Origin of the sequence: Streptomyces triticagri (genome assembly GCF_003429565.1) — a bacterium.
Taxonomy (GTDB): domain Bacteria; phylum Actinomycetota; class Actinomycetes; order Streptomycetales; family Streptomycetaceae; genus Streptomyces; species Streptomyces triticagri.
Window position 1 is genome coordinate 18,181 of sequence record NZ_QUAK01000103.1, and the last position, 14,612, is coordinate 32,792.

At 71.6% G+C, this 14,612-nt stretch carries 13 protein-coding genes; 10 read left to right on the plus strand and 3 right to left on the minus strand.

Annotation, left to right across the window (positions count from 1 at the left end; all coding sequences use genetic code 11):
• The first annotated feature begins 122 nt into the window (after window positions 1-122).
• The 6 genes from DY218_RS19105 to DY218_RS19130 all read left to right on the plus strand — a co-directional run bounded on the left by DY218_RS19105 (window position 123) and on the right by DY218_RS19130 (window position 6,420).
• Window positions 123-1,046 (plus strand): DUF6457 domain-containing protein, encoded by a 924-nt coding sequence (locus DY218_RS19105; RefSeq protein ID WP_233521709.1) that lies wholly within the window; start codon window positions 123-125, stop codon window positions 1,044-1,046.
• Window positions 1,043-2,629 carry a molybdopterin molybdotransferase MoeA gene (locus DY218_RS19110; RefSeq protein ID WP_128557292.1) on the plus strand — a complete coding sequence of 529 codons (1,587 nt, stop codon included), beginning with the start codon at window positions 1,043-1,045 and terminating at the stop codon, window positions 2,627-2,629. The genes DY218_RS19105 and DY218_RS19110 overlap by 4 nt, the downstream gene beginning before the upstream one ends.
• A complete protein-coding gene (locus DY218_RS19115; protein WP_128557293.1) occupies window positions 2,602-3,723 on the plus strand; it encodes a potassium channel family protein in 1,122 nt (373 codons plus the stop codon). Before DY218_RS19110 ends, DY218_RS19115 begins: the two co-directional genes overlap by 28 nt.
• Before the next feature lie 52 nt (window positions 3,724-3,775).
• Entirely contained in the window at window positions 3,776-4,753 is a 978-nt protein-coding gene (locus DY218_RS19120; protein ID WP_128557294.1) for an NAD(P)H-quinone oxidoreductase, read from the plus strand.
• A 151-nt stretch (window positions 4,754-4,904) separates the two neighbouring features.
• A complete protein-coding gene (locus DY218_RS19125; RefSeq protein WP_128557295.1) occupies window positions 4,905-5,765 on the plus strand; it encodes a hypothetical protein in 861 nt (286 codons plus the stop codon).
• Between the two features lie 97 nt (window positions 5,766-5,862).
• Entirely contained in the window at window positions 5,863-6,420 is a 558-nt protein-coding gene (locus DY218_RS19130; RefSeq protein WP_128557296.1) for a bacterial proteasome activator family protein, read from the plus strand.
• A 70-nt stretch (window positions 6,421-6,490) separates the two neighbouring features.
• Here the strand turns inward: DY218_RS19130 and DY218_RS19135 are convergent, their stop codons facing one another.
• On the minus strand, window positions 6,491-8,125 hold the full coding sequence (locus DY218_RS19135) for a protein kinase domain-containing protein (RefSeq protein WP_128557297.1): 1,635 nt from the start codon (window positions 8,123-8,125) through the stop codon (window positions 6,491-6,493).
• Between the two features lie 441 nt (window positions 8,126-8,566).
• Between DY218_RS19135 and DY218_RS19140 the strand changes: the two genes are divergently transcribed.
• Window positions 8,567-10,060, plus strand: a complete 1,494-nt coding sequence (locus DY218_RS19140; protein ID WP_233521708.1) for a protein kinase domain-containing protein — start codon at window positions 8,567-8,569, stop codon at window positions 10,058-10,060.
• 48 nt (window positions 10,061-10,108) lie between these two features.
• Here DY218_RS19140 and DY218_RS19145 read toward each other — a convergent pair whose 3' ends face one another.
• Together DY218_RS19145 and DY218_RS19150 are read right to left on the minus strand one after the other, a co-directional pair.
• On the minus strand, window positions 10,109-10,564 hold the full coding sequence (locus tag DY218_RS19145; RefSeq protein ID WP_128557299.1) for a pyridoxamine 5'-phosphate oxidase family protein: 456 nt from the start codon (window positions 10,562-10,564) through the stop codon (window positions 10,109-10,111).
• A 133-nt stretch (window positions 10,565-10,697) separates the two neighbouring features.
• The gene (locus DY218_RS19150; protein ID WP_128557300.1) at window positions 10,698-11,357 is read right to left on the minus strand and encodes a response regulator; all 660 of its coding nucleotides are present in this window, start codon (window positions 11,355-11,357) and stop codon (window positions 10,698-10,700) included.
• 352 nt (window positions 11,358-11,709) lie between these two features.
• Here DY218_RS19150 and pdhA point away from each other — a divergent pair, with 352 nt between their 5' ends.
• The 3 genes from pdhA to DY218_RS19165 all read left to right on the plus strand — a co-directional run.
• The gene (gene pdhA / locus DY218_RS19155) at window positions 11,710-12,870 is read left to right on the plus strand and encodes a pyruvate dehydrogenase (acetyl-transferring) E1 component subunit alpha (RefSeq protein WP_128557301.1); all 1,161 of its coding nucleotides are present in this window, start codon (window positions 11,710-11,712) and stop codon (window positions 12,868-12,870) included.
• 2 nt (window positions 12,871-12,872) lie between these two features.
• Window positions 12,873-13,853: an alpha-ketoacid dehydrogenase subunit beta gene (locus tag DY218_RS19160; RefSeq protein ID WP_128557302.1), complete on the plus strand. Its 981-nt coding sequence runs from the start codon at window positions 12,873-12,875 to the stop codon at window positions 13,851-13,853.
• 9 nt (window positions 13,854-13,862) lie between these two features.
• Window positions 13,863-14,612: biotin/lipoyl-containing protein (locus tag DY218_RS19165; protein WP_407703657.1), on the plus strand; the 750-nt coding region annotated here is incomplete at its 3' end.

The window sequence follows — 14,612 nt, forward strand, 5'->3', positions numbered from 1 at the left end:
CCCCGTCCGCCACGCCCGCCCCGTCCGCCACGCCCGCCCCGTCCGCCGCTCCCACCCCGAACCACGTCCCCGGCGCCCCGAGCCCTTCGGCCGGCGCCCCGCGTCGGCCGTACGACGCGGTCGTGCTGGCCGGCGGGGCGGCCCGGCGGCTCGGCGGTGTCGACAAGCCGGGCGTGCGGGTGGGCGGCCGGCGCCTCCTCGACCGCGTGCTCACCGCCTGCGCGGACGCGGACCGCACCGTGGTCGTCGCGGAACCCCGGCAGACGGTCAGGCCCGTCGAGTGGGTACGCGAAGAGCCGCCCGGCGGTGGCCCGTTGGCCGCGCTCGAGGCCGGGCTGCGCCGCACCGAGTGCCCCGTGGTCCTGGTGCTCTCCGCGGATCTGCCGTTCCTCGACGCACCTGCCGTACGGACACTGCTCACCGCCCTGACGCCGCCGGGCGGCACACCGGCGACCGCAGAGATCCCGTACGACCGCGGCGAGGACGCACCGTCCCCACACGGCGAGGACGCACCGTCCCCGTACGACGGTGTGCTGTTCGTCGACGTCGACGGGCGTGATCAGCCGCTGGTCGCGGCCTATCGACGGGAGTCACTGGTGCGGGAGCTGGACCTGTTGCGCGCCGAGCACGGTGCGCTCGCCGGGCTGCCACTGCGCCGCCTGCTCGTCGGCCTCCGGCTCGCCAGGGCGTCCGCCCCGGGCGGCTCGGCGGCCGCGGTCGACTGCGACACCTGGGAGGACATCGCCGCCGCCCGCGCACGGATCAGGGAGCATGAGCACGTGCTGGATGAATGGATGACCGCAGTCAAGGACGAACTGGGTATCGAGCTGGACGTCGACACCGGCGTACTGCTCGATCTGGCGCGCGATGCCGCGCACGGTGTGGCCAGGCCGGCCGCGCCCCTGACCACGTTCCTCGTCGGATACGCGGCGGGCCGTGCGGGCGGCGACGCCGAGGCCGTCGCCGAGGCCACCCGCAAGGCCACGGCGCTGGCCGCGCGCTGGGCGGAGGAGGCCGCGCAGAGCGACGGGCCGGACGCGACATGACCGGGCCCGGTCCGACGGACGGGCACGACCCGGACGTCGAGGAAGCCCTCGCCCTGGTCCGGGCCGCCCGCGAGGACAGCGAGCGGCACGGATCCGGCCGCGGCGACGGCCCCCCGCCGGGCACCGCCGCCGGCGGCTCCCGCATCGGCCGCCCGGCGACCCACGGGAGCGACCGCAGAACCGCGCACGCCCCCGACGACGGCGCTCCCCCCGACGACGGCGCTCCCGCCGACGACGGTGCCCCCGCCGACCGCGACGACAACCGCGAACTCCCCGACGACGAGCTCGCCTTCACCTTCACCCCCGTCGCCCCCGCGCCCACGCCGCACCCACCTCCGCACAAGCCCACCCACCCGGCGACCACCACCCACAGCCACACCTCCACCCCTTGGCCCCGGGCCCGCACCATCGCCCTGCGTGCGGCCGAACGCATCGTCGCCCGCGGTGCCCGCACACCGGCGCAGACCCCCGTCGATCAGTCCCTCGGCCTGGTCCTGGCCGCACCCGTGGCCGCACTCACCGACCTGCCGTCCTTCGACACCTCCGCCATGGACGGCTGGGCGGTCGCAGGACCCGGCCCCTGGACCCTCCAGCAGGACGCGGTGCTGGCAGGTCTCGCCCAGCCCGCGCCGCTGGCCGACGGCGAGGCGATCGCCATCGCCACCGGCGCCCGCGTACCGCACGAGGCGACGGCGGTGATCCGCAGCGAGCACGGCCACCAGGACGGACACGGCCGCCTGCACGCCACCCGCGACGTGGCACACGGCCAGGACATCCGCCCGCGCGGCCAGGAGTGCCGCAGCGGTGACCATCTGCTGCCCGCCGGCACCCTGATCACCCCGGCGGCGATCGGCCTCGCGGCGGCCGCCGGATACGACACCCTCGCCACCGTCCCGCGGCCACGCGCCGAAGTGTTCGTACTCGGCGACGAGTTGCTCACCGCCGGACTCCCCCGCGACGGCCTCATCCGCGATGCGCTCGGCCCGATGCTGCCGCCGTGGCTGCGCGCCCTGGGCGCCGAGGTGGTGTCCGTACGGCGGCTCGGCGACGACGCGCAGGCGCTGCGCAAGGCGGTCGCCGGCTCCGACGCGGACCTGATCGTCACCACCGGAGGCACCGCCTCGGGACCCGTCGACCACGTCCACCCCACCCTGCAGCACGTCGGTGCCGAACTCCTGGTGGACGGAGTGGAGGTGCGCCCCGGCCACCCCATGCTGCTGGCCCGCCTGACCGAGAGCCGTCACCTGGTGGGCCTGCCCGGCAATCCGCTCGCCGCGGTCTCGGGGCTGCTGACACTGGCGGAGCCCGTGCTGCGTACGCTGGCGGGGCGGGCCGCACCGGACCCGTACCCGGCGCCGATCCGCGACGCCGTCCCCGGGCATCCGCACGACACCCGCCTCGTCCCCGTCGCACTGCGCGGCGACGAGGCCGTGCCGCTGCACTACAACGGTCCTGCGATGCTCCGCGGCATCGCCGCGTCCGACGGAGTCGCCGTGGTGCCGCCCGGTGGCGCGGAGCCGGGACAGGAACTCGAGATCCTCGACCTGCCGTGGGCATGGTCGCCAGAGGAGTGTTTCACGTGAAACTTCCCGGCCAGGACGCGATGGCCCGGGGGGCCGACGAGCACCTGATCACCACCCCGATCAAGCTGCCGCGCAGGGTGATCGAACGCCCGTTGCTGCAGGTCGGGAAGCGGCTGGCGATGGCGCTCGCGGTCCTGGTCGGCACGGCGTTCATCGTCTATCTCGACCACGACGGTTACGGCGACAACTCCGACGGCAGCGTCGATCTGCTCGACGCGTTCTACTACGCCACGGTCACGCTCTCCACCACGGGCTACGGAGACATCGTCCCGGTGAGCGACACCGCCCGGCTCATCAATATCCTCGCAGTCACGCCGCTGCGCGTGCTCTTCCTGATCATCCTGGTCGGCACCACCCTCGAGGTCCTCACCGAACGGACCCGCGAAGAGTTCCGACTGAACCGCTGGAGGTCCCAGTTGCGGGCACACACCGTCGTCGTGGGCTTCGGCACGAAGGGCCGCTCGGCGATCCAGACGCTGTGCGCGACCGGTCTGTCGAAGGAGCAGATCGTCATCGTCGATCCGAGCAACAAGGTGATCGAGGCGGCCACTTCGGAGGGTTTCGTCGGTGTGATCGGCGATGCGACCCGCAGCGATGTGCTGCTGCGGGCGGAGACGCAGAAGGCCCGGCAGGTCGTCATCGCCACCCAGCGCGACGACACGGCGGTCCTGGTCGCGCTCACCGCACGGCAGATGAACCGCGGCGCCAAGATCGTGGCCGCGGTCCGCGAGGAGGAGAACGCGCCGCTGCTCCGCCAGTCCGGCGCCGACGCGGTGATCACCAGCGCCAGTGCGGCCGGCCGGCTGCTCGGTCTCTCGGTCCTGAGCCCCAGCGCGGGCACGGTGATGGAGGACCTCATCCAGCAGGGCACCGGCCTCGATCTGGTCGAACGCCCGGTGATAAAGGCCGAGGTGGGCAAGGGCGTCCGGGAGACCGAGGACCTCGTGGTCAGTGTCGTACGCGGGCACCGGCTGCTCGGGTACGACGATCCGGCGGCCAGCCCGCTGCAGTTGACGGACCGTCTGATCACGATCGTGCGGGCCACCCCGGACGGGCCCCAACTCCGCGACACCAAGCCGCTGCCCCGGGACTGACCTCCGGCCCCGCACCGGCACACGGGAGCGGGTGACGAGTAGCCTCGCGCTCATGCATGCGATCACCATCCCCGAACCCGGTGGACCCGAGGCGCTCGTCTGGGCGGAGGTCCCCGATCCCGTGCCCGGTGAGGGCGAGGTCCTCGTCGAGGTCGCGGCCACCGCCGTGAACCGCGCCGACCTGCTGCAGCGTCAGGGCTTCTACGATCCGCCGCCCGGCTCGTCCCCGTACCCCGGTCTGGAGTGCTCCGGGCGCATCGCGGCGCTCGGGCCCGGGGTGAGCGGCTGGGCGGTCGGCGACGAGGTCTGTGCGCTGCTCGCGGACGGCGGCTATGCGGAGAAGGTCGCAGTCCCGGCCGGACAGCTGCTGCCGATTCCGGAGGGCGTCGATCTGGTCGCGGCCGCCTCGCTGCCCGAGGTGACGTGCACGGTCTGGTCGAACGTCTTCATGATCGCCCACCTGCGGCCGGGCGAGACGCTCCTGGTACACGGCGGGGCCAGCGGCATCGGCACGATGGCGATCCAGCTGGCCAAGGCGATCGGTGCGAAGGTGGCCGTCACGGCGGGCAGCGCGGAGAAGCTGGCCCGCTGCGCCGAGCTCGGTGCCGACGTCCTCATCAACTACCGCGAGCAGGACTTCGTGGACGAGGTGCGCAAGGCCACCGGCGGCGCCGGCGCCGACGTCATCCTCGACATCATCGGCGCCAAATATCTGAACCAGAACGTGAAGGCGCTCGCGACCAGCGGCCGTCTGGCCATCATCGGTCTGCAGGGCGGCGTGAAGGGCGAGTTGAACCTCAACGCGCTGCTGCGCAAGCGCGCCGCCATCACCGCGACGACGCTGCGCGCCCGTCCCGCCGCGGAGAAGGCGGCGATCGTCGCGGCAGTACGGGAGCATGTGTGGCCGCTGTTCGAGGCGGGCCGGGTACGACCGGTGATCGACCGGATGCTGCCGCTGAGCGAGGCGGCCGAGGGCCATCGGGTGCTCGAGAGCAGTGGGCACATCGGGAAGGTGCTGCTCACGCGCTGATACGCGCTGATACGGCGCTGGCACTTGTCGCCGCCCGGGACCCCCTCCCCCGATCCCCCGTAGCGCCACCGCCCGAGATGCCGGTTCTGTCACTTCATGTGACTCTGGGTACCTCGGCCCTGGCGATACGGCATCGGGAGGGGGTCCCGGCGTGGTTCCAGCGATCCGCTCCCTGCGCACCCTTGGTGTTCTGCTCGTACCGGCCGTGCTCTTCTCCCTCGGACCCGTGGGCTCCGAACCGGCGCATCTCGCACAGGCGGCAGCGGTCACCGCGCCGCAGCGACTGCAGCAACCGGATCCCCCGCCGCGGGCCTCCGATCCGGACTCCGTCCCCGACGCCGACGATTCCCGTGCCGGAAGCCGGCCGGGCGAGGGCCGGGTACGCCCCGGGCGTACGGACCCGCAGCCGGCCGAGGACGGCGGCGAACACCCGCGCCAGGACGGCGCACAGGACCCGCCCGCGCCGAAACCTGAAGACCGCACCGACCCGGGCGAACGCCCTCCGCCCGAGAAGCCGGCCGACCCCGACGCCCCGAAGCCCCGCACGACGGAGCCGACCGCCCCCGGCGACGCAGCCACCCCGCCCGCGGACCGCCCCCGGCCCTCCGAGCACCCGCCGAGCCCGAAGCACCCCAAGTCCCCCTCCGCGAAGCAGACACCCACCGAGAGCCGCTCCGACGACGGCTCCCGTCCGCCGCGCCAACACGAGTCCCCGCACGACTCCCCCCGGCCGCACCACGACCCCCACGGCACGGCCCCCGAGCCCTCGCAGCCGCCCACCGACCCGGACGAGGCCGATCCCTCGGACCGCCTCGAACTCGCCGATCCGGCCGACCCGTCGCCGAGCACCGACGCCGACGACACCCGCATCGGCGCCGCGGCGGACGCCCGCGAGGAGGCCATGGCCCGCACGGGCGAACCGGTCGTCCAGGTCCTGCCGCTTGGCTTCGGCCTCCTCCTGATCGGCATGGGCCTCGCCTTCCTCGCCCTGCGCCTGCGCCGCGGCCGATGATCACCGCCGATGACCCCGCCGCCCGCACCCCGGGGTGGATCACGGCATCCAGGGGGCACCAAGGAGACATGGAGCAGGTGTGGGAGACAATGGCCGCATGGAAATGCCGAGGAACGACAGGTCGCAGGAGAACCCGCAGGTCCTGGTCGTGGGCCAGGACGGAATGGCCCTCGGCGGAGGCGGCGGAGGCGACGACGACGAGTCCCGCGAGGTTCCGGTGACGGACCAGGTCGAGCAGCCGGCCAAGGTCATGCGCATCGGCAGCATGATCAAGCAGCTGCTCGAGGAAGTCCGCGCCGCTCCTCTCGACGACGCCAGCCGGGCCCGGCTCAAGGAGATCCACAAGAGCTCCGTCAAGGAGCTGGAGGACGGGCTCGCCCCGGAGCTCGTGGAGGAGCTGGAGCGCCTCTCCCTCCCCTTCACCGAGGGCGGCACCCCGAGCGATGCGGAACTGCGTATCGCACAGGCCCAGTTGGTCGGCTGGCTCGAGGGCCTCTTCCACGGGATCCAGACGACGCTCTTCGCCCAGCAGATGGCAGCCCGCGCCCAGCTCGAGCAGATGCGCCGCGCCCTCCCGCCCGGCGCCGGCGGCCTCGACGAAGCGGACGACCAGCCCACACACCCGACCGCCCGCACGGGGGGCCCGTACCTCTAGGGCACACCGTACGAAAGAGAGGGCCGGCCACGCAGTGCGCGTGGCGGCCCTCTCTTCGTCTGTGTCGTGCCTACTCGGGATTGCCCGTCGACACCTCGAGCGTGAAGCCGACGTTCTTCTCCGGCATCTCGGTGCCCTTCGGCGGGTACTGCTTGATGACCGCGCCCTTGCCGTAGACGGCCTCGTCGACGTACGTGACCTTGTACTTCCAGTTCGCGGCCTTGAGGCAGTCCTTCACCGAGTCGATGTAGATGTACGAGAAGTCGGGTGCCTGGATGGTGTTCGGGTCGGTGCCCTCCATCGGGTCCGTGCACTTCTCGGAGTCGATGACCTTCGACTTGTCCGCCGGCCTGTGCCCCTCCACCGGCCCCGAGCTCTCCTTGGACTCGTCGCCGCCACCGCCCCCGTCGTCGCCGCTGTTCAAGGCGATCGCCGTGATCAGGCCGCCGATGGCGAGGAGCGCCACCACGATGGAGCCGACGATGACCGGCATGTTCCGCTTGCCGCCACTGCCGTTCCCGCCCGTGCCGCCGGTCGCTGGCTGCGGCGACATGGTGTACGGCGGCGGGGTCCCCGGACCGCCGCTGCCGCTCTGCTGGTACGCGCCGGGTGCGGGCGTCTGATAGCCGCCCTGCTGCGGGTAGCCGTAACTGGGCGCAGGAGCAGGGGTCGGCTGTGCGTACGGGCTCGGCTGGTACGGCGTCTGGACGCTGCCGGGCGCCGCGGCCTGCGGGCCCGACTGGTCGAGCGGCGGGAAGACGGCCGAGCCGACGCCGCCGCCGTTCTGCGTCTGCGCGCCGGGCACGATGCTCGGCGGCGTCGCGTGGAACGACTGGGCGACCCGCAGGCACTCGTCCCGCATCGCATCCGCCGTGGGGAAGCGTTCGTTCGGGTTCTTCTTCAGTGCGCGGGCGACCAGGGCGTCGACGGCCGGCGGCAGCGCGCGGTTGATCGAGGACGGAGCGACCGGCTCCTCCTGGACGTGCGCGTACGCGATGGCCAGCGGCGAATCGGCCTCGAACGGCAGCCGCCCGGTGACCAGTTGGAAGAGCATGATGCCGACCGAGTACAGGTCGGACCGGGCGTCCACGCCGCGGCCGAGCGCCTGTTCGGGGGACAGGTACTGCGGGGTGCCGACGACCATGCCGGTCTGCGTCATCGAGGTGACACCGGACTGCATCGCGCGGGCGATGCCGAAGTCCATCACCTTGACCACGTTGCGCTTCGTCATCATGACGTTGCCCGGCTTGATGTCGCGGTGGACCAGGCCCATCTCGTGGCTGATCTCGAGCGCCGCGAGCACATCGGCGGTGATCTTGAGTGCCTGGTCGGTGGGCATCGCGCCGTGCTGGGCGACGGCGGCGTCGAGCACCGAGCCGAGCGGCTTGCCCTCGACGTACTCCATGACGATGTACGGCATGGTGCCGCCGTCCAGATCGTCCTCGCCGGTGTCGAAGACCGAGACGATATTGGTGTGCGTGAGCTTCGCCACGGACTGCGCCTCGCGGCGGAAGCGCTCACGGAACGACTGCTCGCGTCCCAGCTCCGTGTGCAGCGTCTTGATCGCGACCTGGCGGTCGAGCACGGAGTCGTACGCCAGGTGTACCGACGCCATGCCACCCTCGCCGAGCAGGTCCCGCAGCTGGTACCGGCCACCGGCGAGGGAGCGCCCCGCATACCGGCCGTGCGCGCCGTCCTGGCTCATGTCTGTGCGTCCCCCATCAGCGCTTTGGCGCGGATGCCTCCCGGCTCGGGTGCGTCCTGCATGCGCGAAGATCTCTGCTTATTGCGGCCAAGTCTGCCCGAGGCCCCTGCCACGTCAAGCCGGGTGCCCGTTCCGTGACCGTACGCACAAGAAGCGTCTCGGAAGCGTTACCGACTTGCCACACGATTTGCCGGGCCGGGCCCGCCCACGGTTTGATGGCCGGTCCGTCTCGGGACGGCCTGCTCATTCGAGGCTGTAGCGTGGGCCGGCAGGGACTGTACCTTCACATGCCGTGCGCAGGTGTGGCACGGACCGACGCGGCCAGACGCGCCCCGGACTTGGTCCAGGGGACTTCCAGGACACGACAGGAAACGACGGCGAGGACCGATGGACCAGCAGCGCGCCCAGGGCCCGTCCGACCCGGATGCGGCTGGCGACGGCATGTCAGACGCGCCTGAGCTGTGGGGCAATGGCGGCCTGGTCGGGGACGGCCGCTACCGGCTGACCCGCCGGCTCGGCCGGGGCGGCATGGCCGAGGTCTTCGCCGCCGAGGACGTACGGCTCGGCCGCACCGTCGCCGTCAAGCTGCTGCGTACCGATCTGGCCGAGGACCCGGTGTCCAAGGCGCGCTTCACGCGCGAGGCGCAGTCGGTCGCGGGCCTCAACCACCATGCGGTGGTGGCGGTTTACGACTCCGGTGAAGACGTCATCGCGGGCAACACCATCCCGTACATCGTGATGGAGATCGTCGAAGGCCGTACGATCCGCGACCTGTTGCTCAATGCGGAGGCGCCGGGCCCCGAGCAGGCGCTGATCATCGTCTCCGGTGTGCTCGAGGCGCTCGCCTACTCGCATCAGCACGGCATCGTGCACCGTGACATCAAGCCGGCGAACGTGATCATCACCAACACCGGTGCGGTGAAGGTGATGGACTTCGGCATCGCCCGCGCCCTGCACGGTGCGTCGAACACCATGACGCAGACCGGCATGGTGATGGGCACCCCGCAGTACCTGTCCCCGGAGCAGGCGCTCGGCAAGGCCGTCGACCACCGCTCGGACCTCTATGCCACCGGCTGCCTGCTGTACGAACTGCTCGCGCTGCGGCCCCCGTTCATGGGCGAGACACCGCTGTCCGTGGTGTACCAGCACGTCCAGGACATCCCCGTACCGCCGTCGGAGATGTCGGACGGAGTGCCGCCGGAGCTGAACGGCCTGGTGATGCGCTCGCTCGCCAAGGAGCCCGACGACCGGTTCCAGAGCGCCGAGGAGATGCGCGGACTGGTCCAGTACGGGCTGCAGATGCTGCAGGAGCAGGGCGGCCACACCGGGACCTGGAACACCGGCCCGGTGGACATGCACGAGGGCGGCAACACCCCGGCGATGGGTGTCGCGGGCGCGGCGGCCATGCAGCACCCGGGCGAGGGCGGCACCTCGCAGTTCAACCAGACGATGCTGCGCCCGCCGGGTGACGACGACGGCGGTTTCGACGGCGGAGGCCGTGGCGGCAGCGGCGGCCGCGGCCGTGGCCGGCTGTGGATCCTCGCGGTGCTCGCGCTGATCGCGATCGGTGTCGGTATCGCCTTCGCGCTGCAGGGCGACGAGAAGAAGAAGGAGAAGCCGGATCCCTCACCGTCGGTGAGCCAGTCGGAGACGGACAAGAAGTCCAAGGAGCCGACCGACGAGGAGAGCACGGATCAGGAGACCGATCCGGGCACCGTCGGCGGCCAGGGCGACTACACGCCGCCTCCGACGAACGAGACTCCGACCACCGATCCGACGCCCACCGAGACCGAGACCTCCGACGACCCGGATCCGACGCCCACCGAGACCGAGACGTCCGACGACCCGGATCCGACGCAGAGCGACGATCCGCCCACGGACCCGCCGGACACGGAGGAGCCGCCGGAGGGCGGGGACACGGGTGGCGGGCAGTGAACGGTCCCGCGCGGGGCTGACGAGGGCCGGCGCGGTGGGCCGGCGCCCTCAGAAGGCCTTGAGCGCCCGCTCGTATCCGGCGTCCACCCGGTGTACGCCGATGACCTGCGGAGACACCCGCAGATAGACGGGGGCGAAGGGCTCGCCGTCGACGAGATCCGGGACCGGACCGAACTGTTCCAGCTGCTCCGGCGTCGGTGTCACGGTCTCGCAGGTGCCGACCAGCTGCACCGACCAGAGTCCCCCGGTGTCGGCCGCGGCCGTACCGCCGAGATTGTCCGCGCCGTACGCGACCACGGTGCCCTCGCAGGCCAGGTGGTATCCGAATCCCCGGTGCAGCCGCAGCACCAGCGCGGGCGACGCGTCCGCGGCGCGGTCCGCTTCCCCGTCGGCCACGAGGTGCCGGGCGACGGCCAGGAAGGGGAGGGCGCGCATGCTCGCGGCGATGCGACCGTAGGGGGTCGTGCGGAGCAGTTCGACGGCGCGTAGTTCCTCGGGGGACATGACTTCCACGATCCGCGACGGGTGGGAAGCCGGGAAAGAGGACCAGGCCCCGAGGAATTCGGGACGTTGGTCCCGAGTGATCCGGTCGGTGCCCCTGTCACCGGGACAGTCGGTGCCCCCGTCAGCGTGAAGGTCAGCGCTTTTCGGCCTGCATCCGGGCCACGTACGCCGCGGCCTGGGAACGGCGCTCCATTCCCAGTTTGGAGAGCAGGCTGGAGACGTAATTCTTGATCGTCTTCTCGGCCAGGTGGAGATTCTCGCCGATCGCGCGATTGGTCATTCCCTCGCCGATCAGATCGAGGATCTTCCGCTCCTGGTCGGTGAGGCCGGCCAGGCGTTCGTCGCCCTTCGGGCTGTTCCCGTCGCGCAGCCGCTCCAGTACGCGGGCGGTGGCGACCGGGTCGAGCAGGGATTTGCCGGCGGCGACGTCGCGGACCGCGGAGAGCAGCTCATTGCCCCGGATCGCCTTCAGGACGTACCCCGAGGCACCGGCCATGATCGCGTCGAAGAGGGCCTCGTCGTCCGCGAAGGAGGTGAGCATCAGACAGTGGATGCTCTCGTCGCGGGAGCGGATCTCCCGGCACACCTCGACGCCGCTCCCGTCCGGCAGCCGTACGTCGAGGACGGCCACGTCGGGGCGGGTGGCGGGGATCCGGACCAGGGCGTCCGCGGCCGTGCCGGCCTCGCCGACGACCTCGATGTCCGATTCCACGGCGAGCAGCTCGTGAACACCACGACGGACCACTTCATGGTCATCAAGCAGGAATACCGTGATTTTTCCGTCTACAGGCACGCCGCCAGTCTCACATACGGAGTCTTCCAATGCCCTGGGGGAGCGGGATAACGTGCCGGTGTTCCGGCCCCCTGCAAGGCTGTGACCAGTAAGTGTTCCCACTGACCGGGATTTACTTGGAAATCCAAGCAAAATCGCAGGTCAGATGGGGTTTCGCAGAATTGCGAGGCACTGGGTAACGTGCTGATTGCAGGGTGCTCGCCGGGGCGCCTGTCACGCCTGTCCCGGCCGAGCCGCACCCACCCCGTGCGCCGGTACGGAAACAGGTGAGCCTCCCCCGGGCCCGCAGAGGCCAGGGGGTACCCCCCGGTTCCCGGCCGATCCCGGGTACTGGACCGACGGAGGAGCACACGTGACCGTGGACAGCACCGCCGCGCGCAAACCTCGCCGCAGCAGCGGCGGGAAGCGCGCAGCCGCCAAGAAGACGGCGGCGAAGAGCGCACAGCCCGACCTCGTACAGCTGCTGACCCCCGAGGGTAAGCGCGTCGAGCACCCTGAGTACTCCATCGATCCGACCCCCGACGAGCTGCGCGGGCTCTACCGCGACATGGTCCTGACCCGGCGCTTCGACGCCGAGGCGACCGCGCTGCAGCGCCAGGGCGAGCTGGGCCTGTGGGCCTCGCTGCTCGGCCAGGAGGCCGCCCAGATCGGCTCCGGCCGCGCCACCCGCGAGGACGACTACGTCTTCCCCACCTACCGCGAGCACGGCGTCGCCTGGTGCCGCGGCGTGGACCCGGTGAATCTCCTCGGCATGTTCCGCGGCGTGAACCACGGAGGCTGGGACCCGAACACCAACAACTTCCAGCTGTACACGATCGTCATCGGCTCGCAGGCGCTGCACGCCACGGGCTACGCGATGGGTGTCACCAAGGACGGCGCGGACTCCGCGGTCATCGCCTATTTCGGTGACGGCGCCTCCAGCCAGGGCGATGTGGCCGAGGCCTTCACCTTCTCCGCGGTCTACAACGCCCCGGTGGTGTTCTTCTGCCAGAACAACCAGTGGGCGATCTCCGAGCCCACCGAGAAGCAGACCCGGGTGCCGCTCTACCAGCGCGCCCAGGGCTTCGGCTTCCCGGGCGTGCGGGTCGACGGCAATGACGTCCTCGCCTGCCTCGCCGTCACCAGGGCCGCGCTCGAGCGGGCCCGCCGCGGTGAGGGTCCGACCCTCGTCGAGGCGTTCACGTACCGGATGGGTGCGCACACCACGTCGGACGACCCGACCAAGTACCGGCGCGACGAGGAGCGGGAGGCCTGGGAGGCCAAGGACCCGATCCAGCGCCTGCGCGCCTACCTGGAGAGCGAGAAGCTCGCCGACGACACCTTCTTCACGGAGCTCGAGGACGAGAGCGAGAAGCTCGGCAAGCATGTCCGCGAGGCGGTCCGCGCCATGCCCGATCCCGACATGATGGCGATCTTCGAGAATGTCTACGCGGACGGCAGCGCCCTGGTCGACGAGGAGCGCGCCCAGTTCGCCGCCTACCAGGCGTCGTTCGCCGACGGGGAGGCCAAGTAACCATGGCTCAGGTCAAGATGGCGCTGGCCAAGGCGCTGAACGAATCGCTGCGCAAGGCGCTCGACACCGACCCCAAGGTCCTGATCATGGGTGAGGACGTCGGCAAGCTCGGCGGCGTCTTCCGGGTGACCGACGGTCTGCAGAAGGACTTCGGCGAGGACCGGGTGATCGACACCCCGCTCGCCGAGTCCGGCATCGTCGGCACCGCGATCGGCCTCGCGCTGCGCGGCTACCGGCCCGTGGTGGAGATCCAGTTCGACGGTTTCGTCTTCCCGGCGTACGACCAGATCGTCACGCAGCTGGCGAAGATGCATGCGCGGGCGCTCGGCAAGGTCAAGCTGCCGGTCGTCATCCGGATCCCGTACGGCGGCGGCATCGGTGCGGTCGAGCACCACTCGGAGTCGCCGGAGGCGCTGTTCGCGCACGTGGCGGGCCTGAAGGTGATCTCGCCGTCGAATGCGTCGGACGCGTACTGGATGATGCAGCAGGCCATCCAGAGCGACGACCCGGTGATCTTCTTCGAGCCGAAGCGGCGCTACTGGGACAAGGCCGAGGTCGACGCGGAGGCCATCCCGGGGCCGCTGCACAGCGCGCGGACGGTGCGTTCCGGCACGGACCTGACCCTGGTCGCGTACGGGCCGATGGTGAAGGTCTGTCTGGAGGCGGCCGCGGCCGCCGAGGAGGAGGGCCGGTCGGTCGAGGTGATCGATCTGCGCTCGATGTCGCCGATCGACTTCGACGCGGTGCAGGCCTCCGTGGAGCGGACGGGCCGGCTCGTGGTGGTGCACGAGGCGCCGGTGTTCTACGGCAGCGGTGCGGAGATCGCCGCGCGGATCACCGAGCGGTGCTTCTACCACCTGGAGGCGCCCGTGCTGCGGGTCGGCGGCTACCACGCCCCGTACCCGCCGGCCCGTCTCGAGGACGAGTATCTGCCGGGTCTGGACCGGGTGCTCGACGCCGTCGACCGCTCGCTGGCGTACTGAGGAGAGGGCGTGACGACGATGAGTGCAGTGTCCGCAGCGTCTTCGGGAGCCACCGGCACCGACCGGTACCGCGAGTTCAAGATGCCCGACGTGGGCGAGGGACTCACCGAGGCCGAGATTCTCAAGTGGTACGTACAGCCCGGCGAGGCGGTGACCGACGGGCAGGTGGTGTGCGAGGTGGAGACGGCCAAGGCGGCCGTCGAACTTCCCATTCCGTTCGACGGGGTGGTGCATGAGCTGCGCTTCCCCGAGGGGACGACGGTCGACGTCGGCCAGGTGATCATCGCGGTGGATGTGGCGCCGGGGTCCGGTGGGGCAGCCGAGGCGGCTCCACCGGCGGAGCCCGACGAAGCCGAGGACGGTGACGAGCCGCAGGGACGGCAGCCCGTACTGGTCGGCTACGGGGTCGCTCAGAGCTCCACCAAGCGGCGGCCGCGCAAGTCCGCGGAGGCGGCCGTTCCGGCGCCTGCGGAGGCGCCGGCGCCGCAGGCCGAGCCGGCGCCGCAGGTCAACGGGCACGGCAGTGTGCAGGGTTCGCCTCCTGCGGGTTCCGCCGCGGCCTCCGCCGTCCGCGCCCTGGCGAAGCCCCCGGTGCGCAAGCTCGCCAAGGACCTCGGCGTGGATCTCGCCACGGTCGTACCGACCGGTGACGGCGGGATCGTCACCCGGGACGACGTCCGGGCGGCCGCGGCGGCCGCCACCGCACCCGCCGCGGAACCGGCCGCCGAGCCTGCGCTCGCCCCGGCCCCCGGCGCGCAG

Bases quoted from the DNA above. Each gene is read 5' to 3' on its own strand.
- DY218_RS19160 (WP_128557302.1), top strand. From the start codon at position 12,873: ATGGCTCAGGTCAAGATGGCGCTGGCCAAGGCGCTGAACGAATCGCTG.
- DY218_RS19110 (WP_128557292.1), top strand. From the start codon at position 1,043: ATGACCGGGCCCGGTCCGACGGACGGGCACGACCCGGACGTCGAGGAA.
- DY218_RS19135 (WP_128557297.1), bottom strand. From the start codon at position 8,125: ATGAGCCAGGACGGCGCGCACGGCCGGTATGCGGGGCGCTCCCTCGCC.
- DY218_RS19115 (WP_128557293.1), top strand. From the start codon at position 2,602: ATGGTCGCCAGAGGAGTGTTTCACGTGAAACTTCCCGGCCAGGACGCG.
- DY218_RS19130 (WP_128557296.1), top strand. From the start codon at position 5,863: ATGGAAATGCCGAGGAACGACAGGTCGCAGGAGAACCCGCAGGTCCTG.
- DY218_RS19140 (WP_233521708.1), top strand. From the start codon at position 8,567: ATGTCAGACGCGCCTGAGCTGTGGGGCAATGGCGGCCTGGTCGGGGAC.
- DY218_RS19120 (WP_128557294.1), top strand. From the start codon at position 3,776: ATGCATGCGATCACCATCCCCGAACCCGGTGGACCCGAGGCGCTCGTC.
- DY218_RS19145 (WP_128557299.1), bottom strand. From the start codon at position 10,564: ATGTCCCCCGAGGAACTACGCGCCGTCGAACTGCTCCGCACGACCCCC.